This window comes from Prevotella phocaeensis (assembly GCF_900065875.1).
GTDB classification, from domain to species: Bacteria; Bacteroidota; Bacteroidia; order Bacteroidales; family Bacteroidaceae; genus Prevotella; species Prevotella phocaeensis.
This window is the reverse complement of record NZ_LT160624.1, coordinates 1-19,421: the sequence shown is the minus strand read 5'-3', so window position 1 is coordinate 19,421 and position 19,421 is coordinate 1. Positions and strand designations below refer to the sequence as shown.

Annotated in this window: 15 protein-coding genes, 4 tRNA genes and 1 pseudogene; 9 read left to right on the top strand and 11 right to left on the bottom strand. The window is 41.2% G+C overall.

Features of this window, described 5'->3' with window-relative positions:
• Positions 1-74: 74 nt before the first annotated feature.
• From BN3912_RS05515 to BN3912_RS05500, 4 genes are all read left to right on the top strand, one after another.
• Entirely contained in the window at positions 75-2,453 is a 2,379-nt protein-coding gene (locus tag BN3912_RS05515; protein ID WP_023983310.1) for a TonB-dependent receptor, read from the top strand.
• 3 nt (positions 2,454-2,456) lie between these two features.
• Positions 2,457-3,716, top strand: coding sequence for a type IX secretion system plug protein (locus BN3912_RS05510; RefSeq protein ID WP_016665157.1), 1,260 nt, complete (start codon positions 2,457-2,459; stop codon positions 3,714-3,716).
• Between the two features lie 62 nt (positions 3,717-3,778).
• Positions 3,779-3,851 (top strand) — tRNA-Thr (locus BN3912_RS05505).
• A 29-nt stretch (positions 3,852-3,880) separates the two neighbouring features.
• A tRNA-Gly gene (locus BN3912_RS05500) sits at positions 3,881-3,953 on the top strand.
• A gap of 151 nt (positions 3,954-4,104) precedes the next feature.
• On the opposite strand, the gene BN3912_RS05495 is transcribed toward BN3912_RS05500, so the two are convergent.
• The 7 genes from BN3912_RS05495 to dnaB all read right to left on the bottom strand — a co-directional run bounded on the left by BN3912_RS05495 (position 4,105) and on the right by dnaB (position 12,886).
• On the bottom strand, positions 4,105-4,782 hold the full coding sequence (locus BN3912_RS05495) for a tetratricopeptide repeat protein (protein ID WP_023983311.1): 678 nt from the start codon (positions 4,780-4,782) through the stop codon (positions 4,105-4,107).
• Positions 4,783-4,887: 105 nt separating this feature from the next.
• Positions 4,888-5,949, bottom strand: coding sequence for a 3-isopropylmalate dehydrogenase (leuB, locus tag BN3912_RS05490; protein WP_023983312.1), 1,062 nt, complete (start codon positions 5,947-5,949; stop codon positions 4,888-4,890).
• 4 nt (positions 5,950-5,953) lie between these two features.
• Positions 5,954-7,525 carry an alpha-isopropylmalate synthase regulatory domain-containing protein gene (locus BN3912_RS05485; protein ID WP_023983313.1) on the bottom strand — a complete coding sequence of 524 codons (1,572 nt, stop codon included), beginning with the start codon at positions 7,523-7,525 and terminating at the stop codon, positions 5,954-5,956.
• Positions 7,504-8,094: a 3-isopropylmalate dehydratase small subunit gene (gene leuD / locus BN3912_RS05480; RefSeq protein ID WP_023983314.1), complete on the bottom strand. Its 591-nt coding sequence runs from the start codon at positions 8,092-8,094 to the stop codon at positions 7,504-7,506. The genes BN3912_RS05485 and leuD overlap by 22 nt, the downstream gene beginning before the upstream one ends.
• Positions 8,095-8,126: 32 nt before the next feature.
• Entirely contained in the window at positions 8,127-9,518 is a 1,392-nt protein-coding gene (gene leuC / locus BN3912_RS05475) for a 3-isopropylmalate dehydratase large subunit (protein ID WP_023983315.1), read from the bottom strand.
• 43 nt (positions 9,519-9,561) lie between these two features.
• Complete coding sequence (locus tag BN3912_RS05470) at positions 9,562-11,064, bottom strand: 2-isopropylmalate synthase (RefSeq protein ID WP_023983316.1); 1,503 nt, start codon at positions 11,062-11,064, stop codon at positions 9,562-9,564.
• Positions 11,065-11,380: 316 nt separating this feature from the next.
• Entirely contained in the window at positions 11,381-12,886 is a 1,506-nt protein-coding gene (gene dnaB, locus BN3912_RS05465) for a replicative DNA helicase (protein WP_023983317.1), read from the bottom strand.
• Between the two features lie 482 nt (positions 12,887-13,368).
• On the opposite strand from dnaB, the gene BN3912_RS05460 reads away from it, so the two are divergent.
• The 5 genes and pseudogenes from BN3912_RS05460 (at position 13,369) to BN3912_RS05440 (ending at position 17,328) form a co-directional block, all read left to right on the top strand.
• Complete coding sequence (locus tag BN3912_RS05460) at positions 13,369-14,703, top strand: NADP-specific glutamate dehydrogenase (RefSeq protein WP_023983318.1); 1,335 nt, start codon at positions 13,369-13,371, stop codon at positions 14,701-14,703.
• A gap of 139 nt (positions 14,704-14,842) precedes the next feature.
• Positions 14,843-14,916: transfer RNA gene (locus BN3912_RS05455), tRNA-Asp, on the top strand.
• A gap of 36 nt (positions 14,917-14,952) precedes the next feature.
• Positions 14,953-15,026: transfer RNA gene (locus BN3912_RS05450), tRNA-Asp, on the top strand.
• Positions 15,027-15,383: 357 nt separating this feature from the next.
• Positions 15,384-16,424, top strand: a pseudogene (locus BN3912_RS05445) (site-specific integrase); the annotation flags it as partial.
• A gap of 640 nt (positions 16,425-17,064) precedes the next feature.
• Positions 17,065-17,328: a hypothetical protein gene (locus BN3912_RS05440; RefSeq protein WP_023983321.1), complete on the top strand. Its 264-nt coding sequence runs from the start codon at positions 17,065-17,067 to the stop codon at positions 17,326-17,328.
• 18 nt (positions 17,329-17,346) lie between these two features.
• On the opposite strand, the gene BN3912_RS12440 is transcribed toward BN3912_RS05440, so the two are convergent.
• The 4 genes from BN3912_RS12440 to BN3912_RS05420 form a co-directional block, all read right to left on the bottom strand.
• Entirely contained in the window at positions 17,347-17,835 is a 489-nt protein-coding gene (locus tag BN3912_RS12440) for a hypothetical protein (protein ID WP_196808016.1), read from the bottom strand.
• 150 nt (positions 17,836-17,985) lie between these two features.
• The gene (locus BN3912_RS12435; RefSeq protein WP_023983323.1) at positions 17,986-18,390 is read right to left on the bottom strand and encodes an RNA-directed DNA polymerase; all 405 of its coding nucleotides are present in this window, start codon (positions 18,388-18,390) and stop codon (positions 17,986-17,988) included.
• Complete coding sequence (locus BN3912_RS12430) at positions 18,371-18,982, bottom strand: RNA-dependent RNA polymerase family protein (RefSeq protein WP_196808017.1); 612 nt, start codon at positions 18,980-18,982, stop codon at positions 18,371-18,373. Before BN3912_RS12430 ends, BN3912_RS12435 begins: the two co-directional genes overlap by 20 nt.
• A 173-nt stretch (positions 18,983-19,155) precedes the next feature.
• The coding region (locus BN3912_RS05420; protein WP_195906771.1) for an ATP-binding protein at positions 19,156-19,421 on the bottom strand (266 nt) is incomplete at its 5' end.

The following is a 19,421-nucleotide window of genomic DNA, read 5'->3' as shown; positions in this document are numbered from 1 at the left end:
TACTTATTTTAATATACACCTTATAATTTAACATCCATACAATATAAATACGATAAATACGTTATTTGTAACATATGAGAAAGAAGTATTCGATTTTATATATCATACTATTGCTGCATGCCATCTGCAGTACAGCGCAGACTTTCACCCTGCAAGGTAAGGTTACAGACGAAGATCAAAATCCCGTGGAATTAGCTACAGTCTCGGTATTAAAGCAAGGAAAAGTAACTCTTACATCGTTAAACGGAAAGTTCAGCATGCAGTTACATTCGGCAGACTCTGTTGTCGTTAAGTTCTCTATGATCGGTTATAAAACCAAGACACGTGTATTGAGAAAACCAAAAGGTACACAAAACCTTCAAATAATGCTGTATTCAGACAACACAACTTTAAATGAAGTGCAGATTACGGGGCAACGTATACAAAGCGGACAAACGCAGGAACTGAAAAAGGAAGACATGAAATTAGCGCCAAATGCTTCGGGTAATGGTGTAGAAGCTCTGATACAGAGTCAGGCTGGCGTATCTACACACAGCGAACTTTCCTCACAATACAACGTTCGCGGAGGCGCCTTCGATGAAAACAGCGTATATATTAATAATGTAGAAATATATCGTCCGTTTCTCGTAAGAAGCGGGCAACAGGAAGGTCTCTCTATTATAAATCCGGATATGGTAGAAAAGATCGGCTTTTCAACCGGCGGATTTGAAGCCAAGTATGGCGACAAAATGTCTTCAGCCCTCGATATTACCTATAAACTTCCTAAAAAATTCGAAGCTTCAGTGGCAGCAAGTCTGTTGGGAGCAAGTGCATACGTCGGCTTTGGAAATAAGAAATTATCGTGGTCTAACGGCATCAGATACAAGACAACCAAATATTTGTTGGGCACTCTTGAAACCAACGGAGAATACAAACCTTCTTTCTTAGATTACCAAACCTATCTTAATTATAAACCCAACAGACGATGGACGATCGATTTTATAGGCAACATTTCCGACAACCACTACAACTTTGAACCGGAAGACCGTGAAACTAAGTTCGGCACATTGCAAAATGTAAAGTCATTCCGCGTCTATTTCGACGGACAAGAGAAAGACCTTTTCAGAACATATTTCGGAACATTGGGCATTAGGCGCAACATCACCGACAGCACTTCGATCGCCATATTGGCGTCGGCATTCTCTACAAAAGAGCAAGAAAAGTACGACATTCAAGGACAATATTGGCTCACGCAGACGGAAACAAGCGAAAATCTCGGCGTTGGAACCTACTTCTTGCATGCACGCAATTACCTGAAAGCGCACGTCGAAAGCGCAAAGCTCATGCTTAGCCATAAAACCAAGAAGCATAATTTCGAGGGAGCATTCACCTTCAAACGTGAACATATCGAGGAAAAGTCTGTTGAATATGAGATGCGAGACTCGAGTGGTTACAGCATTCCTCATACCGGCAGAGACCTGAATATGGTATATTCGTTACGCGCACGCAATACACTTGATGCAAATCGCATAGAGACTTATCTACAAGATACTTATAGGTTTACGAGCACCAATTCCCATGCATTCTTTACACTGAATTACGGTGTACGGATAAGCCATTGGAGTTTTAATAAAGAAACCATCATAAGTCCTCGACTGTCTCTCGGCATTATTCCGGCATTCAACCATAATGTAACCATGCGTTTTGCCACAGGCATCTATTATCAGGCACCATTCTTCAAAGAATTAAGAGACACTTCGACCGTCAACGGAGTTACCTATGCTCGGCTCAACGAGAAAGCTAAAAGCCAGCGTTCCATCCATTTCATCGCCGGTTTCGACTACCGCTTCTATCTTAATCAACGACCATTTAAATTCACAGCTGAAACATATTACAAGGCTTTAAGTAACCTTGTTCCCTACAGTGTGAACAATGTAAAGGTAGTATATTATGGCGATAACATCGGTAGCGGGCATGCTATGGGGATTGATCTTAAACTGTACGGAGAATTCGTGCCCGGAACAGATTCTTGGATCAGCTTGTCTGTCATGAATACGAGAATGAAACTCAATGGCAAGAGCATCCCCTTACCTACCGATCAAAGATATGCTGTCAATCTGTTTTTTACCGATTATTTTCCCGGAACAGAACGATGGAAGATGTCGCTGAAGCTGGCTTATGCCGATGGGCTGCCTTTCTCGGCTCCACATAAGGAAATAGAAAACAACTCATTCCGTGCACCTGCCTATAAACGAGCAGATATCGGAATGAGTTACAGGCTGCTTAATAACGAACATAAAACATCAAACAGCATATTCAGGAACATATGGTTAGGCATAGACTGCCTGAACCTATTCGGCATCAGCAACGTAAATTCGTATTATTGGATTACCGATGTCACCAATCATCAGTATGCTGTACCTAACTATCTCACGGGCAGACAAATCAACGCACGTATACTTTGTGAATTTTAAACTATGCATATAAGAGGATTACAACATACCTGTATCATGGCTATCTTTATGATATATGCCATCATTTGTAAGGCTCAACGGAACGTAATCTATAACAGTCGCATTGCTTCATTGCAGGTAATGGTTGGCAATAATTGGCTCGTTCCTCCTATAACCAATTTAAACGATCTGGCCAAGACGCCTATCAATATCTCTTTCGATGACATGACACACGAATATCACCGTTACACTTACTCCATTGAACATTGCGAAGCAGACTGGAAGACCTCGGAAAATCTTTTTGCAAGCGACTATATTGAGGGCTTTAGCGAAGGCAACACGATAGATAACATAGCACAATCTGTTAACACAAACCAGCTTTATACCCACTATTCCCTATCTATTCCCAACGAACGTTGCGCCATCAGAATGAGTGGAAACTACCGACTTACCGTATACGATGATAACAATCATCAGGAACCGGTCCTTAGTGCATGCTTCTGGATCGTAGAACCTATTGCCGGTATATCTCTCTCCGTATCTACCAATACCGATATCGATATCAATAATTCCCACCAACAAGTTTCCATGAACCTGAACTATGGCCCGCTAAACGTTACCGATCCGCAAAATCAGATACAAACCGTAGTCATGCAAAACGGCAGGTGGGACAATGCTGTTATCAATAGCAAACCGCAGTATATTACAAACGACGGACTGCGATGGAGCCACAACAGAGACCTTATTTTTGCGGGGGGAAATGAGTACCGCAAGTTCGAAACGCTCGATGTAAACCATCCTACCATGGGAATAGAGACCATCGACTGGGACGGAAGCAACTACCATGCTTACGTATGGACCGATGAACCACGCCTAAGTTATATATACGATGAAGATGCCAATGGTGCCTTCTGTATCAGAAACAGTGATAATGTGGAGAACAATACGGCATCCGATTATCTTATTGTACACTTCCGTCTGAAAACTCCACACCAAACTGGCGACATATATCTCAACGGTGCGTGGACGAATGATAGGTTTTTGCCGCAATACAAAATGCAATACAACGATACGCAAGGCTGCTATGAAGCGGCCGTAAAACTGAAACAAGGCTACTATTCGTACCAATATTTGCTTATGAAACCAGATCATACACTCGTTCCCGTACCGTCTGAAGGCAATTTCTACCAAACAGAAAACCGATATCAGGCTCTGGTATATTTCAAAGGCATCGGAGAACGCACCGACAGGCTTGTAGGCTATAACAGCATACGTATAAAATAAAACGACAAAGAATTTGGTTGTTACAAAAAAATCTCATATCTTTGCACACGCAATTACGAAATGCCGATATGGCTCAGTTGGTAGAGCAATTCATTCGTAATGAATAGGTCCCCGGTTCGAGTCCGGGTATCGGCTCACTCAAATCCTATTGTTTCACTTAATATGCGGTAGTAGCTCAGTTGGCAGAGCGTCGGCTTCCCAAGCCGAAGGTCGCGGGTTCGAACCCCGTTTACCGCTCTTTTCCTGCTCTACTTTTATATTTTCGCGATAACAGCATGCACTTCTGCGCGTATTACGCCATGCTTCTATCGTTGACAGGCATTATTCCTACCTATGCTGTTCGGCATGCCTATATGCGGCATAAACCGTCTTCTCTATAAGCATTACCCTATTTTCTCACCTTTTTGTAATACTCGTTCAAGCTGTTTCTCGGTATTCCCAATGCTACAAGGCGGTCTAATTCTTTCCTTGCTTCCTGCTTCCGGTTCAGTCGTATCAATAAATCTGCACGATTAAGGATGTAGTCTGTATTGCCTGTATCTCTTTTTACAGCTTCTGCATAGTCGTATTCGGCTAATTCGAGCATATTCCGTTCGCATTCGATACCGGCACGCGCCGCGTATGCAACGGCACTGTCGGGATACTGTTCGACCAACCTGTTGATCTGTTCCATTGCTTCTGTGTAATGATGATCTTTCTGGTTCAGCAGTGCTAAGCCCAACTGTGCCTCGAAGTTGCCGGGAATAATCTTCAAAAGATTATTGTAATCCATTCTTGCAAAGCTGTATCGTCCTTGTTTCTCATTCACATACGCCCTATAATATAGCGCCGCAATATTATCAGGATCACGTTTCAGCACCCTATCATAAGTTTCTTGTGCATACTGCCACTGCTGTAACTGTATATTCCACCCGGCTTTTTTAAGACATAAATCTATACTGTCGGGATGATAAGCCAACTGTTCCATCGCCACAGCCAAAGAATCTCTGATCGGATTTGTACTCTGTGCATAGCTCTTGCATATCGCTATAAGGCCGAAAAACAGGAATAAAATTTTCTTGAACATGATGCTCTAACAATAAAACACCGCAAAGATATGCAAAAAAATGGCAGATGATATAAATACCGTCTGCCATTAATTATTTTAATTCTTAATTGCTATTTTTTCACATCATGCCTTTCTTATATAATCCACAATCCATGCTCCAACCTCTTTGGTTCCATAGGGTGTGCCTCCTTCAACTTGTATCTCGGGTGTACGCACATTAGCATCAAGACTTTCATCTACGGCCTTTCTTATCAATGCGCCCTCTTCTTTCAAGTCGAAGTGTTCGAGCATCATCGCAACAGACAGTATCTGTGCTATCGGATTAGCAAGGTTCTTTCCGGTTGCCTGAGGCCAACTACCATGCACAGGTTCGAACACCGGCGTGTGTTCACCTGTAGATGCGGAAGGCAACAGTCCCATGGAACCGGAAATACAGCTGCCCTCATCGGTCAGAATATCGCCGAAAGTATTTTCCGTTACCATTACATCGAAAAACGTAGGCTCGGCTATCATACGCATCGCAGCATTATCTACAAACATATAGTCGGTTTCCACATCGGGATATTCCGGTGCAAGTTCTTTGGCTACATGGCGCCACAAACGACTCGAAGCAAGCACATTAGCCTTATCAACCACCGTAAGATGGCGGCGACGCTTGCGTGCATATTCATAAGCCACCCTAAGAATACGCTCAATTTCCGGACGGGTATAATAGTTCGTATCATAGGCTTTGTCGTTATCTTGATACTTTTCACCGAAATACATTCCGCCAGTCAACTCACGAATGCAGATGAAATCGGCACCCTTTATAAGCTCGTCTTTTAACGGAGACTTATGTAATAAGCACTTAAATGTCTGTACCGGCCGTATATTGGCAAACAATCCGAGTCGTTTACGCATAGCCAAGAGTCCCTGTTCTGGGCGAACTCTCGCCATTGGATCATTGTCGTATTTCGGATCGCCCACCGCTGCAAATAAAACGGCATCGGCATTCATACACACTTTATAGGTTTCTTCCGGAAATGGATCACCGATCTTGTCTATCGCATGTGCTCCGCATATCGCCTCCTCATACACCACTTCGTGATGAAACTTCTCGGCTATAGCATCCATTACGGCAACACCTTGCTTCATTATCTCCGGCCCTATACCGTCACCGGCCAACACTGCAATCTTTAATTTCATAAGTTTACTCTGAATTTTGTTTATCTTCTATGATGTTCAACATCTTAAAAGTAGCCTTGATTGCTGCCTCTGTTTGATCGGCATCAAGACCACGCGTGCGCAATTGTTTATCTCCATTCTGCCATGTAATAACGGTTTGGACCAGCGCATCCGTCCTACCTCCGGGAGGAATTGTTACGGCATAATTGGCAAGCGTGGGGAATGTACGGTTCAAATTGTCCCTGTAAATCTTGCGCAATGCTTTTACAAAAGCATCGTATTGACCATCTCCGGTAGAGTCGGCTTCATATTGTTGTCCATCCACCTCTATCTTAATACTGGCAATCGGTTTCAATCCATAAGAAGTAGAAACCATATAACTTACAAGTTTTACTCTATTCTGTACGGTATCATGCTTTAATACATCGCTTACTATATATGGAAGGTCATCCTGTGTAACTAATTCCTTCCTGTCTCCAAGCTCGGTAATTCGTTGCGTAACCTTACGGGTTTGCTCCGGTGTAAGCTCAAGTCCTAACTCACAGAGATTTTTTGCAATATTGGCTTTTCCGCTGTTTTTCCCAAGCGCATATTCGCGCTTCCTGCCGAAACGCTCGGGTACAAGGTCATTACAATAAAGATTATCCTTGTTATCACCATCGGCATGTACTCCCGCGACCTGCGTAAATACATTCTCACCCACAATGGGTTGGTTAGGTGCCACGGCAATACCGCTGTAACTTTCTACCAACTTACTGATCTCGTTCAGTCTGTTTTCGTTAATATTAGTCTTTGCCTGAAATTGATCCTTCAATATAACTTGTACGCTTGCAAGCGGTGCATTTCCGCAACGCTCTCCCAGTCCGTTAACCGTAACATGCAACCCTTTGCAACCACTTAATACCGCCGCAAGCGAATTCGACACAGCAAGATCGTAATCATTGTGGGCATGGAAATCGAAATGTTGATCGGGGAAATGCTTCAACATTTTACGCATATATTCCACACATTGTAGGGGATTCATAATTCCAAGCGTATCGGGAAGAAGAAATCTCTTTATGTTAGTGTGCACAAGCTCTTTCATTACCTGATACACATATTCGGGAGAATCTTTCATTCCGTTACTCCAATCTTCCAAATAAAGATTTACCGTCATGCGTTGTTGCTCGGCATATTCCAGTTCTTTCAATATGTCCGAGATGTGTTCTTCGGGTGTCTTATGCAACTGTTGCATGCAATGTTTCAAGGAACCTTTAGCAAGTAAGTTGATTACCCTGCCGCCACAATCACTTATCCAATCTATAGATTTCTTATTGTCTATAAACCCCAACACCTCTATACGGCCGAGCATACCGTCACGCTCCGCATTACGACAAATCATTCTTACAGCATCTTTCTCTCCTTCAGATACCCGTGCCGAGGCTACTTCTATCCTATCGACGTTTATGTCATGCAGCAACATGTGGGCTATCATCAGCTTTTCATGCGGCAAAAACGAGACTCCGCTGGTTTGTTCCCCATCTCGAAGCGTACAATCCATGATCTCTACCACCGGAGGAGTACGCCTATATCTGCTTATTTGTTCTGCTGTTCCCATTGTTCTATCTTATCTTTGTTTTGGAGGAGATAATCAATATCATCCAATCCATTCATAAGACAATGCTTTTTATAGGCATTTATTTCGAAATATTCGCTGCTTCCGGTCGCCATATTGGTCACAGTTTGATTAGGCAGATCGACTTTTACCTGTGTTTGGTGATCTTTGTCGATGCTCTCAAACAACTCTTTAAGGAACATTTCCGATACAACTACCGGCAATACGAAGTTATTCAATTCGTTATTTTTGTGGATATCGGCAAAGAAAGAGCTGATTACAACCCTGAAACCATAGCCGGCTATCGCCCATGCAGCGTGCTCCCGACTCGATCCGGAGCCGAAATTCTTGCCCGCAACCAATATTACACCGCCGTAAGAAGTATCGTTCAGTACAAAATCTTCTTTAAGCGAACCGTCTTTGTTATATCTCCAATCACGAAATAAATTATCTCCGAACCCCTCTTTATCTGTCGCTTTCAGGAAACGGGCAGGGATGATTTGATCCGTATCCACATTCTCAAGCGGAAGCGGAACGCAAGTCGACGTGATTATATCAAATTTCTGTTTCATATCTATCCTAATTAATCGTGTGTTAATCCATCCTACAATCGACGCGGATCGGTAATTACTCCTGTTATAGCTGCCGCTGCTGCAACCAATGGGGACGCCAATATCGTCCGGCTGCCTGGTCCTTGACGCCCTTCAAAGTTTCTGTTACTTGTCGATACACTGTACATTCCGGCGGGAATTTTATCGTCGTTCATAGCCAAACAAGCACTGCATCCCGGTTGTCGAATAGTAAAACCGGCAGCTTCTAATATTTTATCAAGCCCTTCTTCACGTATCTGTTTATCCACTGTCCAGCTTCCCGGCACCAGCCATGCTGTAACATGATTGGCCTTTCTTTTTCCTTTCACGATCGATGTAAACGCCCGGAAATCCTCTATTCGTCCATTTGTACAAGCCCCTAAGAATACATAATCGATCTTATGACCTAATAGCTTTTCCCCCGGGTTCAATCCCATATATTCAAGAGACTTCCTAAATGAGGCTTGTCCAACTTCGGGAATTTCGTCCAATGCGGGTATTCTTTCTGAAATACCGATACCCATTCCCGGATTGGTACCATAAGTTATTCTCGGCTCGATATCCGCAGCATCAAAGTCAAGTTCTCTATCAAATACTGCGTCTTCACCACTTTTCAAAGTTTTCCAATATGCAATAGCCTTGTTCCACTCTTCTCCTTTCGGAGCATACTCTCTGTTTTTAAGATATTCAAAAGTCTTCTCGTCCGGCGCAACGAAACCACCTCTCGCTCCCATTTCTATAGAGAGATTGCAAAGAGTTAGGCGTCCTTCCATACTTAAATCACGGACTACCTCGCCGCTATATTCCACAAAATAGCCCGTAGCACCAGATGTAGTGAGCTTCGACATAAGATATAGCGCAACATCTTTCGCAACAACACCGGCTTGAAGTTTGCCATTGATATTGATACGCATAGACTTTGGTTTCTGTTGAAGGATACACTGCGACGCCATTACCATTTCTACTTCCGACGTCCCGATACCAAAAGCTATCGCTCCTACGGCCCCATGCGTACTGGTATGCGAGTCCCCACAAACGATAGTCATACCCGGAAGCGACAATCCTTTTTCCGGTCCGACCACATGAATGATACCGTTGTCAGGCGTATTCATCTTGAAATCGGCAACTCCAAACTCCTCTGTATTCTTATATAAGGTATCAATTTGTTTCCTCGATATAGGATCTTCGATCGGTTTATCTTGATCATGCGTCGGTGTATTGTGATCCGGCATGCAGAATATCTGCTTCGGACGAAAACACTTCAGCCCACGTTCACGAAGTCCGGCAAATGCCTGAGGTGACGTAACCTCATGACAATACAACCGATCTATATACAATTGCGTGGGCCCGTCCTCCACCTGTTGCACAATATGTTTATCCCAAATCTTATCAAATAAAGTATTCATTGCAATATAATATAATTATTTCATATTAAACTTCTCGTCTGTTTTACTTGTGGCGGAACTTATTAATACAGTCGATATATGCCTCTACCGATGCCGTAACAATATCGGTATTTGCGCCAAAGCCATAATATATGTTTCCGTCATATTCCACTTGCATGTGCACTTTGCCCACATCATCGGAACCTTTCGATATGGCTTGTATCGTAAATTCCTTAAGTATCATCTGCTTTTGGATAATCTTTTTCAGCGCACAGATAGCGGCATCCACCGGTCCGTTACCGGTCGAAGCCTCTTCGAACTTCTGTCCGCTGATGTCAAGTCCAATACTTGCAACACTTCTTACCTCCATTCCTGTCGTTACTTGTAGGAAGTCGAGTTTCACGGCATGTGCCTCTGCTGCATCTGCACCGGCAAGCATCAATAAATCATCATCGTTGATTTCTTTCTTCTTATCTGCCAATTTCAAAAATTTCTGATAAACATTATCGAGTTTGGTATCGTCTTCCATATCGATGCCATTTACATGTAAACGATATTTCAACGCCGCTCTACCACTACGGGCTGTCAATACAATCGCATTATCATCGAGTCCTACCTCTTTCGGATTTATAATTTCGTAGGTAGAAACATTCTTCAATACGCCGTCTTGATGGATACCGCTCGAGTGGGCAAAGGCATTTCTACCCACAATAGCCTTATTGGGTTGCACGGGCATATTCATTAAACTCGACACCATGCGCGATGTGGGATATATCCTTGCAGTATTGATATTCGTATCTATATTCAAATGTTTATGACATTTCAATATCATGACAATTTCTTCAAGAGATGTATTTCCAGCCCGCTCGCCTATACCGTTAATGGTCACTTCTGCCTGACGTGCTCCGTTCAAGATGCCACTGAATGTGTTTGCAGTGGCCATTCCCAAATCATTATGGCAGTGTGTAGAGAGAATTGCCTTATCTATCCCATCCACATGTTCGACCAAGTATTTTATCTTAGCTCCATATTCTTCCGGTAAACAATAGCCTGTGGTATCGGGAATATTGACAACGGTAGCGCCAGCTTTTATCACCGCTTCTACAACTCTTGCCAAATATTCGTTATCCGTACGTCCGGCATCTTCTGCATAAAATTCTACATCTTCAACATACTTCTTAGCACACTTCACGGCAGCCACAGCCCGCTCTATAATTTCTTCTCGTGTGCTATTGAATTTATATTTTATATGACTGTCGCTTGTTCCGATACCTGTATGAATACGTTTACGTTTTGCATATTGAAGTGATTCGGCTGCAACATCGATATCTTTCTCCACAGCTCGAGTCAATGCACAGATTGTTGGCCACGTAACGGCTTTACTTATTTCAACGATAGAATTAAAATCTCCCGGCGACGAGATGGGAAAACCGGCCTCGATTACATCTACTCCTAACTGCTCCAACTGCTTGGCTATCTGAATTTTCTCTATAGTATTCAGCTGGCAGCCGGGCACCTGTTCGCCATCTCTTAAAGTCGTATCAAAAATAAATAATCTATCACTCATCATTATTTAAATTATTATTCGATCGCCAAATATGTAAAAAAGCCTCTCACACCCACATGGAAGTGTGAAAGGCTTCTATTTATTTCTTCATCTGTTATTACATGCATACCTCAACACTTCCAACTACAAGGATATAGTCGAATACCAAGAATGCTAATAATAATCTGTGAAGTAATCATTCGCTTATTCGTTTATTAAACTTGTGCAAAGGTATAATAATATTTTAAACAATCAAAATAAAATAATACATTTTTCACATTTATACATCAAATCAGCTAATTTATACGCTTATTTTATTTTAAACCGTAAGTTACAATTAAAAAGGAGCTCCCCCATTGTTCGGTTGTATATCGAACGGATCTTCATCCCTGTTCATCTTGGAACCAAGAATTTCGCCGTTAATCGATGGACCTATCGAAGCCATATAGGCATCTTCGGGATTTTGGAAGCGCGTAAACTCGCCTTTGAAGTTCAAAAGAACATCGCCGGTTGCCCCTTTACGGTGCTTAGCTATAATAATCTGCGCCATTCCGTGAAGATCGTTTCCTTTCTCGTCCTCGAAGATATGATAATACTCCGGTCTGTGAACGAAGAGTACCATATCCGCATCCTGCTCTATAGCCCCCGACTCACGCAAGTCACTTAGCTGAGGTCGCTTCCCTTCCAAGCCCTCTCTATTCTCTACAGTACGGTTTAATTGCGATAAAGCCAATATAGGTATTTCCAGTTCCTTGGCCAAACCTTTCAGCGAACGCGATATGGTAGAAACCTCTTCCTGCCTGCTTCCGAACTTCATTCCATTTGCATTCATCAGCTGAAGGTAGTCTATCATGATGATTTTTACTCCCTTTTCTCTGACAAGACGCCGTGCCTTTGTGCGCAATTCGAATACAGATAAGCCGGGCGTATCGTCGACATAAATAGGCGCTCCCGTCAATTTACTTAAATTCTTATCCAGCCGTTCCCACTCATCCTTAGCCAGCTGTCCGCTCAATATCTTATTGCCGGCAATCTCACACGTATTGGAAATAAGGCGTTGCACCAACTGCACATTACTCATTTCCAACGAGAAAAAGGCTATAGGTTCACTATAATCTACAGCTATATTCTTGGCAATGCTCAGTGCAAACGATGTTTTACCCATGGCCGGTCGGCCGGCTATAATAACCAGATCGGCACTCTGCCAGCCCGCTGTTATCTCGTCGAGCTTAGTATATCCCGAAGGTATTCCTGTAAGTCCCTCCGTATTAGCCGACGCTTTCTGCAATATTTCGATGGTACGCTTTACAACAGGTTCTATTTGAGTATAGTCCTGTCGCATATTCTTTTGCGACAATTCAAAGAGCGAACCCTCTGCCTCCTGCATCAGTTCGTCTACATCGATTGTCTCGTCGAATGCCTTTGTTTCTATAACACTGGCGAAAGAAATCAATTGGCGAGCCAAGAATTTCTGTGCAAGAATATGAGCATGGTATTCTATATGTGCCGAAGAAGCCACATGAGAGCTGAGTTCTACGATATAAGCAGGCCCCCCAACATCTTCAAGAGTGCCCTCGCGTTTCAGTTCTTCGGTAACAGTCATGATATCTACAGGCTTCTCCTCCATATTCAAAGCCTGTATTGCATTGTAAATTTTCTGATTACGTGGCTCGTAAAAAGTTTCCGGACGTAATACTTCACTGACCATTGAAAACGCATCTTTATCAATCATCAATGCCCCCAGAACCACTTTCTCTATGTCGAGTGCCTGCGGTTGAAGGTGCCCGAACGAACTATCGAGCGGTTGCTGACGCCTCTTTCGCTTATTATCTATATCTGGCATTCTAATATTATATTGGATTGCAAATTTACACAAAAACTTTCAAGGTATCAACAATACTTGCTAACTTTTTAAACTCTGCCTTGCAACAAAGCCGGCAACAGGGATATTCTTTTCCCTCCATCTATGGTCTACAAAACTTATACAAACATTGTAATAGAAAGCCATATAAACCCAATAAGAAAATTACACATAACATCTACCGCAGACAGATACACCATATAAATGCAATATACCGCACTCCTAAAACAGAAATATCATGCAAGTATGTCAGCCCAATATACAAACTGGCAGGCACACACCCGTCTTAATATAATAATGTATAGAGAATAAAAAAGGCACAAAACAACGACCAGCACTTACTATTTTCTATATTTTCAGAAAATAAACTTACTTTTTGTTTCATTTTTCACAGAAAACAAATAACTTTGCAAGTAGAAGATAGCTTTTAAAAAGATTTAGATAACGTTTAAAGTAAAAAGATTATGAGAGCGACAGAAGTATTAGAAAGCCTAAAAAGAAGATTTCCCAACGAACCCGAATATATTCAGGCAGTGAGTCAGGTGATAGGTACGATCGAAGATGAATATAACAGACATCCCGAGTTCGAGAAGTCTAATCTGATCGAACGTCTATGTATTCCCGACCGTTTAGTGCAGTTCCGTGTTACGTGGGTAGACGATAAAGGCAACGTACAAACTAATATGGGTTATCGCATTCAGCATAATAATGCCATTGGACCATACAAAGGAGGCTTACGTTTCCATGCTTCAGTGAACCTTTCCATTTTGAAGTTCCTTGCTTTCGAACAAACCTTCAAGAACTCTCTTACCACTCTACCGATGGGAGGTGCCAAGGGTGGTTCCGACTTTTCGCCCCGTGGCAAGAGTAATGCAGAGGTTATGCGCTTCTGTCAGGCATTCATGAGCGAACTATACCGCCACATCGGTCCCGATGAAGACGTTCCGGCAGGCGATATTGGCGTAGGAGGCCGTGAAATAGGCTATATGTTCGGGCAATACAAAAAGCTAACCCACCAATTCTGCGGCATACTTACAGGTAAGGGACAAGAGTTCGGAGGCTCGCGTATCCGCCCCGAAGCCACGGGCTACGGTAATGTTTATTTCCTGCAAAACATGCTGAAAACACGCAATATAGACATTGCCGGTAAGACCGTTCTTGTATCTGGAGCAGGAAATGTTGCCCAATATACGGTAGAGAAACTGATCGAACTCGGTGCGAAACCCGTCACAATGTCAGACTCCGATGGGTACATTTACGATCCTAAAGGTATTGATCGTGAGAAACTCGATTATATTATGGAGTTGAAAAACATAGAGCGTGGCCGTATTCGTGAATATGCAGATAAGTACGGAGTGAAATATGTAGAAGGAGCGAAACCTTGGTTCGAGAAGGCAGATATTGCCCTTCCCTCCGCTACACAAAACGAAATAAACGAAGAAGCAGCCCAAGCGCTTATTACAAACGGTGTGTTTGCCGTGTCTGAAGGTGCCAACATGCCATCTACACCAGAAGCTATAAAAGTGTTCCAAGATGCAAAAATCCTCTATGCACCGGGCAAAGCAGCAAACGCAGGAGGCGTTGCAGTATCTGGTCTTGAGATGAGTCAGAACTCTGAACGCTTGCGTTGGAGCCGTGAGGAAGTAGATGCAAAACTTCACGATATTATGAACGATATTCACGAGAATTGCGTAAAATACGGAAAGACTTCCGATGGATATGTAAACTACGTTAAAGGAGCCAATGTTGCAGGCTTCCTGAAAGTTGCCAAAGCCATCATGGCGCAGGGCATTGTATAATTATCAATCGTTTATGGACAGTACGATTTCGTTCCTCGTACTGTCCATTATTTTTATGAAAAAACGGAACATATATTTGGTAGGGAAAAAAAATATCGCTATCTTTGCACCCGCAATCAAAACGATTGGCGTATTTAGAGGTGCGTTAGTTCAGTTGGTTAGAATGCCTGCCTGTCACGCAGGAGGTCACGAGTTCGAGTCTCGTACGCACCGCTTCACACTACCTATCGTAAAGACTTGCATCAATCGGGTGCGTTAGTTCAGTTGGTTAGAATGCCTGCCTGTCACGCAGGAGGTCACGAGTTCGAGTCTCGTACGCACCGCTTTAAGTACTCTGAAAATAGTATCAGAGATTTCTAAAGAAAATCATAAGTATCATAACTTCAGGGAGTTATGATATTTTTTGTTTTATACCATTTCCTCTTTTCAGAGTATGTGTAGATACACTAAAATATCCCAAAAGACTCCACAGCGGCTACAATTCAGCTACAGAATTTTTTGAATTTCAAAAATTGTAGCCAAGAGTGGCTACAGAGTACATCAGGAGTACGTAATAATTGCTCATCATTTGAAAATTATGTTGAACTTTGCAGCATGGCTGTGGATACAAATGGCTACACAACTTTTTAGTTTTGGCTACACAAAATTCATGCTATGGCTACAATTAAAAATAAGTATTTATGAAGTCAATTTTTAAGTCAACCTTCTATCTTAGAAGTAATTACGTGAACAAAAATGGAAAAACTCCTGTGATGTTGAGAATCTATCTCAATAATGAACGTCTCTCAATAAAATCAACAGGAATCTCTGTTTTGAAGTCTTTTTGGGATATTGATAAGGAACGTCTCAAAGGTCGAACAACTGAAGTGCTGAGGACGAATTTGCAACTCGATAATATCAGTAATGGGTTGCTTAATACCTTCCGTCGTTTGGAATTTCAGATGATTTGTGTTTGGAACGAATCAAAGAAGAGTTCTTAGGGAAAAAGGAAACATAGATACGTTTATGGCTCTTTCGATAAACATAATGATGATTTCCGCAAACAAGTAGGAATCTCTGTATCTGCTACCACCTTGCGGAAATACGAATTATGCAAGCGTCATTTTACAAATTTTTTGAAACAGGAATACAACCGAACAGATATAAAGCTGTGTGAACTAACTTATACAGTCATCTATGACTTCGATATTTATCTCCAAACAGTTGCTGGGCAATGTCGTAATACTGCAACAAAGACAATGAAGATTTTCAAGACAATAACCATTTTAGGTCAGAAATTGGGTGTGCTACACCATGATCCATTTGCTAATTACCGCTTTCGCATGGAGCATGTCGACAGAGGCTTTCTTACTGATGAAGAGATTCTCAAAATTGTAAATAAAAAAATTACGATACCTCGCTTATCTCTTGTCCGTGATATATTCATATTCTCATGTTTCACGGGTTTATCATATATAGATGTTGCCAATCTTGCACCAGAACATTTGGTTAATATGGATGATAAACAATGGATTATGACGAAGAGACAGAAAACTAATGTGGAATCTAATGTTCTGCTTCTTGATATTCCAAAGCAGATTATAGCTAAATATAGTAATAATACTTATCATGATGGTAAGCTGTTTCCTATATTAAGTAATCAAAAAATGAATGCCTACCTGAAGGAAATAGCTGATATTTGCGGTATTAGCAAAAATCTGATTTTCCATGTCGCAAGGCATAGAGAATTTTATAAACACCAAATAATCAATAGATTAAATTGTTTATCAATGAAGAGAGGTAACGATAAGGAAACCAGCGAACTTCTATACTATACCTTATTTTGCCATTTCAAAGACCACTTTGTGTATTGCAAAGATATGGGTATATCGTGAGAAAAAAGAATTTTCTCCGAATTATTTTCGTAAAGCCGTCTGTTGGGACGGCTTTTTATTTTCCGTGTATTCCGTTCCTATGATAAAATGCAGTCCCTGGAGACTACTTTTTTGTTTTCGCCCTGCTTCTTTGCCTGCACATCTTCCACTTATACCAATATATTATGTCGGGGGCGGTTGTTCGTTGTCAGCGGCAAAGGTAATTCCGGGCTTCTATGGACAAAAAAGGTCGGGGCGGCAAGCCGTTTAGACGACAATCTCCACACTTTCATTTCATTGCAGGTAGTATTCTCGCCGTAAAACCTTGTTTGTCCTAAGCCCTACCTTTTTACGCCACTGAAACGAAAACGACCGACCCGACGAAAAGACGCATAAAAAATGTCGGATATGCGATAAGCAGGGAAAAAGAAAAAGAAAAAGAAAAAGAAAATGGAAACTCAACTCTCTCACCTCTGAAATCCGCATAAAATCAAAAAAATCAGACAAGATGAAACTGAGATACAAAATATCAATTGGGGTGGCACTTGCACTCGCAGGCTCTCTCCTTTGGGGCGGAAACGTCTGGCTTTGGTTGACAGGGATATGTGTGGGAAATTTCCTCATTCGGCTACTCCTTACCATCGCTTTGGCTATCACAGTGTACATTCTGACTTATGCCCTCATTATGGTTGCACTTTATGCTCCTATTTTGTATAAAGAATGGACCCAATTGGAACGTAAATTGGACTTTTCCTACTCACCCCGAAGTTAGGACGGGGCGGATAACCGTTCAAGAAGAACAGACAGAGTAAAAATGGTCGGCAGATTTGCTGCCCACTTTTTCTTTCATGAGCTTCGGGCGGAAGAAGAAAGGAGCAAAGAAATCCCAATAAAGAAGCATCTCATTACTTTTGACTTGAGACAGCTCAAAAGTAACAAAAAGCCAACGCAAACTATTTTTTATGGAATGATAGTCATCATAGAGAGTGTATAAAATATCCACTTCATCATCTTTTATCATTTCATCCATTTTTGCAAATATTGTTTTGTCAAAGATGGACGTTGGAAGTATTAGTTTTTTGATTTTATTATTCCCATTAAACCAACTATTATCCCAAATCTCAATACTTTCTCCCCTCACGATACTGCACAACGCTTCCTTAAAGCCAAATTTATCAACACTGTCTTTTAGCATCCTTTGTAACCAAATTTGAGCAAATTCTGAATTTGGTGTTTCCATTAAACGTTTATATATCTTATTTGAAATGGATAACTTCATCTTTTCTTCTGTGTTCTTTAGTATTTTACTAATGATAGAACAGCATACAGGTATTGCTTTAGGATTATGAAGCATAATATCAACTGTTATGCTGATAATTTGAATGGATTTTTCTTTGTCTGATATTTTCTTATTTAATTCCGTTAATCCTCAAACGATACTTCCAGAATTGGGATACATAAGACTATGCTGATGAATCAATAAAAATTGCTTTTGTAGTGTTAGGTCACCTTGATTAAGCTGAAACCATGATAATTTATCAGGTTTGACAGAACTTGATATGATATTCTTGTTCTCTCTTGTTTTCGAGGAATTTAATTTTAATCCGAAAGGAACGATAAGCTTCGACAATAGCCTTAAAATCATCTCTCCATCATTTGGAGCATTTACGAAAATCTTATAGTCATCTCTGTATCTAAATATATTGTAGTTCTTTATTTTATTTTTACTTATTTCGACTGCGAGCAATTCATCAATATAACCTAAAATTATTTCTGTAATAAAATCCATCAAAACAGAATCTTGAGGAATTCCATTAGTTTGCCCATACTGCATATTTCTTATCTATTTTATTTCCTAATAATTTTCCATCTCTTTGCTTTTTTGCAATGTCAATTGTTTCAATAGCCCATGCTATAGAATGAGTGTATAGTGAGCCATAACAATCAGCAATATCTGTATCACATGAAAATTTATAATCCAATGATTGGTTTATAGATTCTTGTTCTATGTTTTCCCACCATTGAAGTATCTGTTCTGCCTTATCTGATTGTTTGCTCCTTGCTTCTACTGGAATACTAAAACACTTTATCTTATCGTCGTTCTGAAAATCATGAAATCTGCCCAATAATTTCTTCCAATTAGCTTCCTCTGTGATTTCTTTGACTGATAGAACATAAAGAAAGGGATGTATTATTTGTAGTGGACGCCAAGAAAGTTTTCCATCTTTGTTTGCAAATAGTATATGGTTTACTTTTTCACAGTTTCTTAGATTGCTTTCGGAATAAAAAGTTGAAACATCTTGTACTTTATCTACAGCCTTACTTATTTTACCTAATAGCTTAGCAAAAGAAAAGTATTCAGGAAGATCTATGTTGCAATAACTTTTGTCTTTTAGAAAGAATTCCACTGCTTCTTCATGAGACATTTCAAGTATTGATTTTCGACGCATACACTCAAACTGAAGTTTATTTTTGGCAAAGATACTGGAAAAGCCACTCAACTTTGACCCTTTTGGGCAAACAAAATTTGCCCATCTTGGGTACCGTATATTTAACCCTTGTAAAGTCCTTGTGCAGGGGTCAGTTTTATTTTACCCTTTTAGATACTTTGGTTTTTCTTTGCCTTTAACTTACGCATGCTTTCACCGTATAATTCTATGGTACGCGCCGTATGGATGATGCGGTCAAGAATGGCATCGGCTATTGTCGGATCGCCTACCATGTCATACCAGTTGGAAGCCGGGTACTGTGAGGTGATGATGATAGATTTTCTTTCATGCCTGTCTTCTATAATCTCGAGCAGTATGGGACGTTCCTTGGCGTCAAGAGGCACAAGGAACAGGTCATCGAGGATAAGCAGCTGGC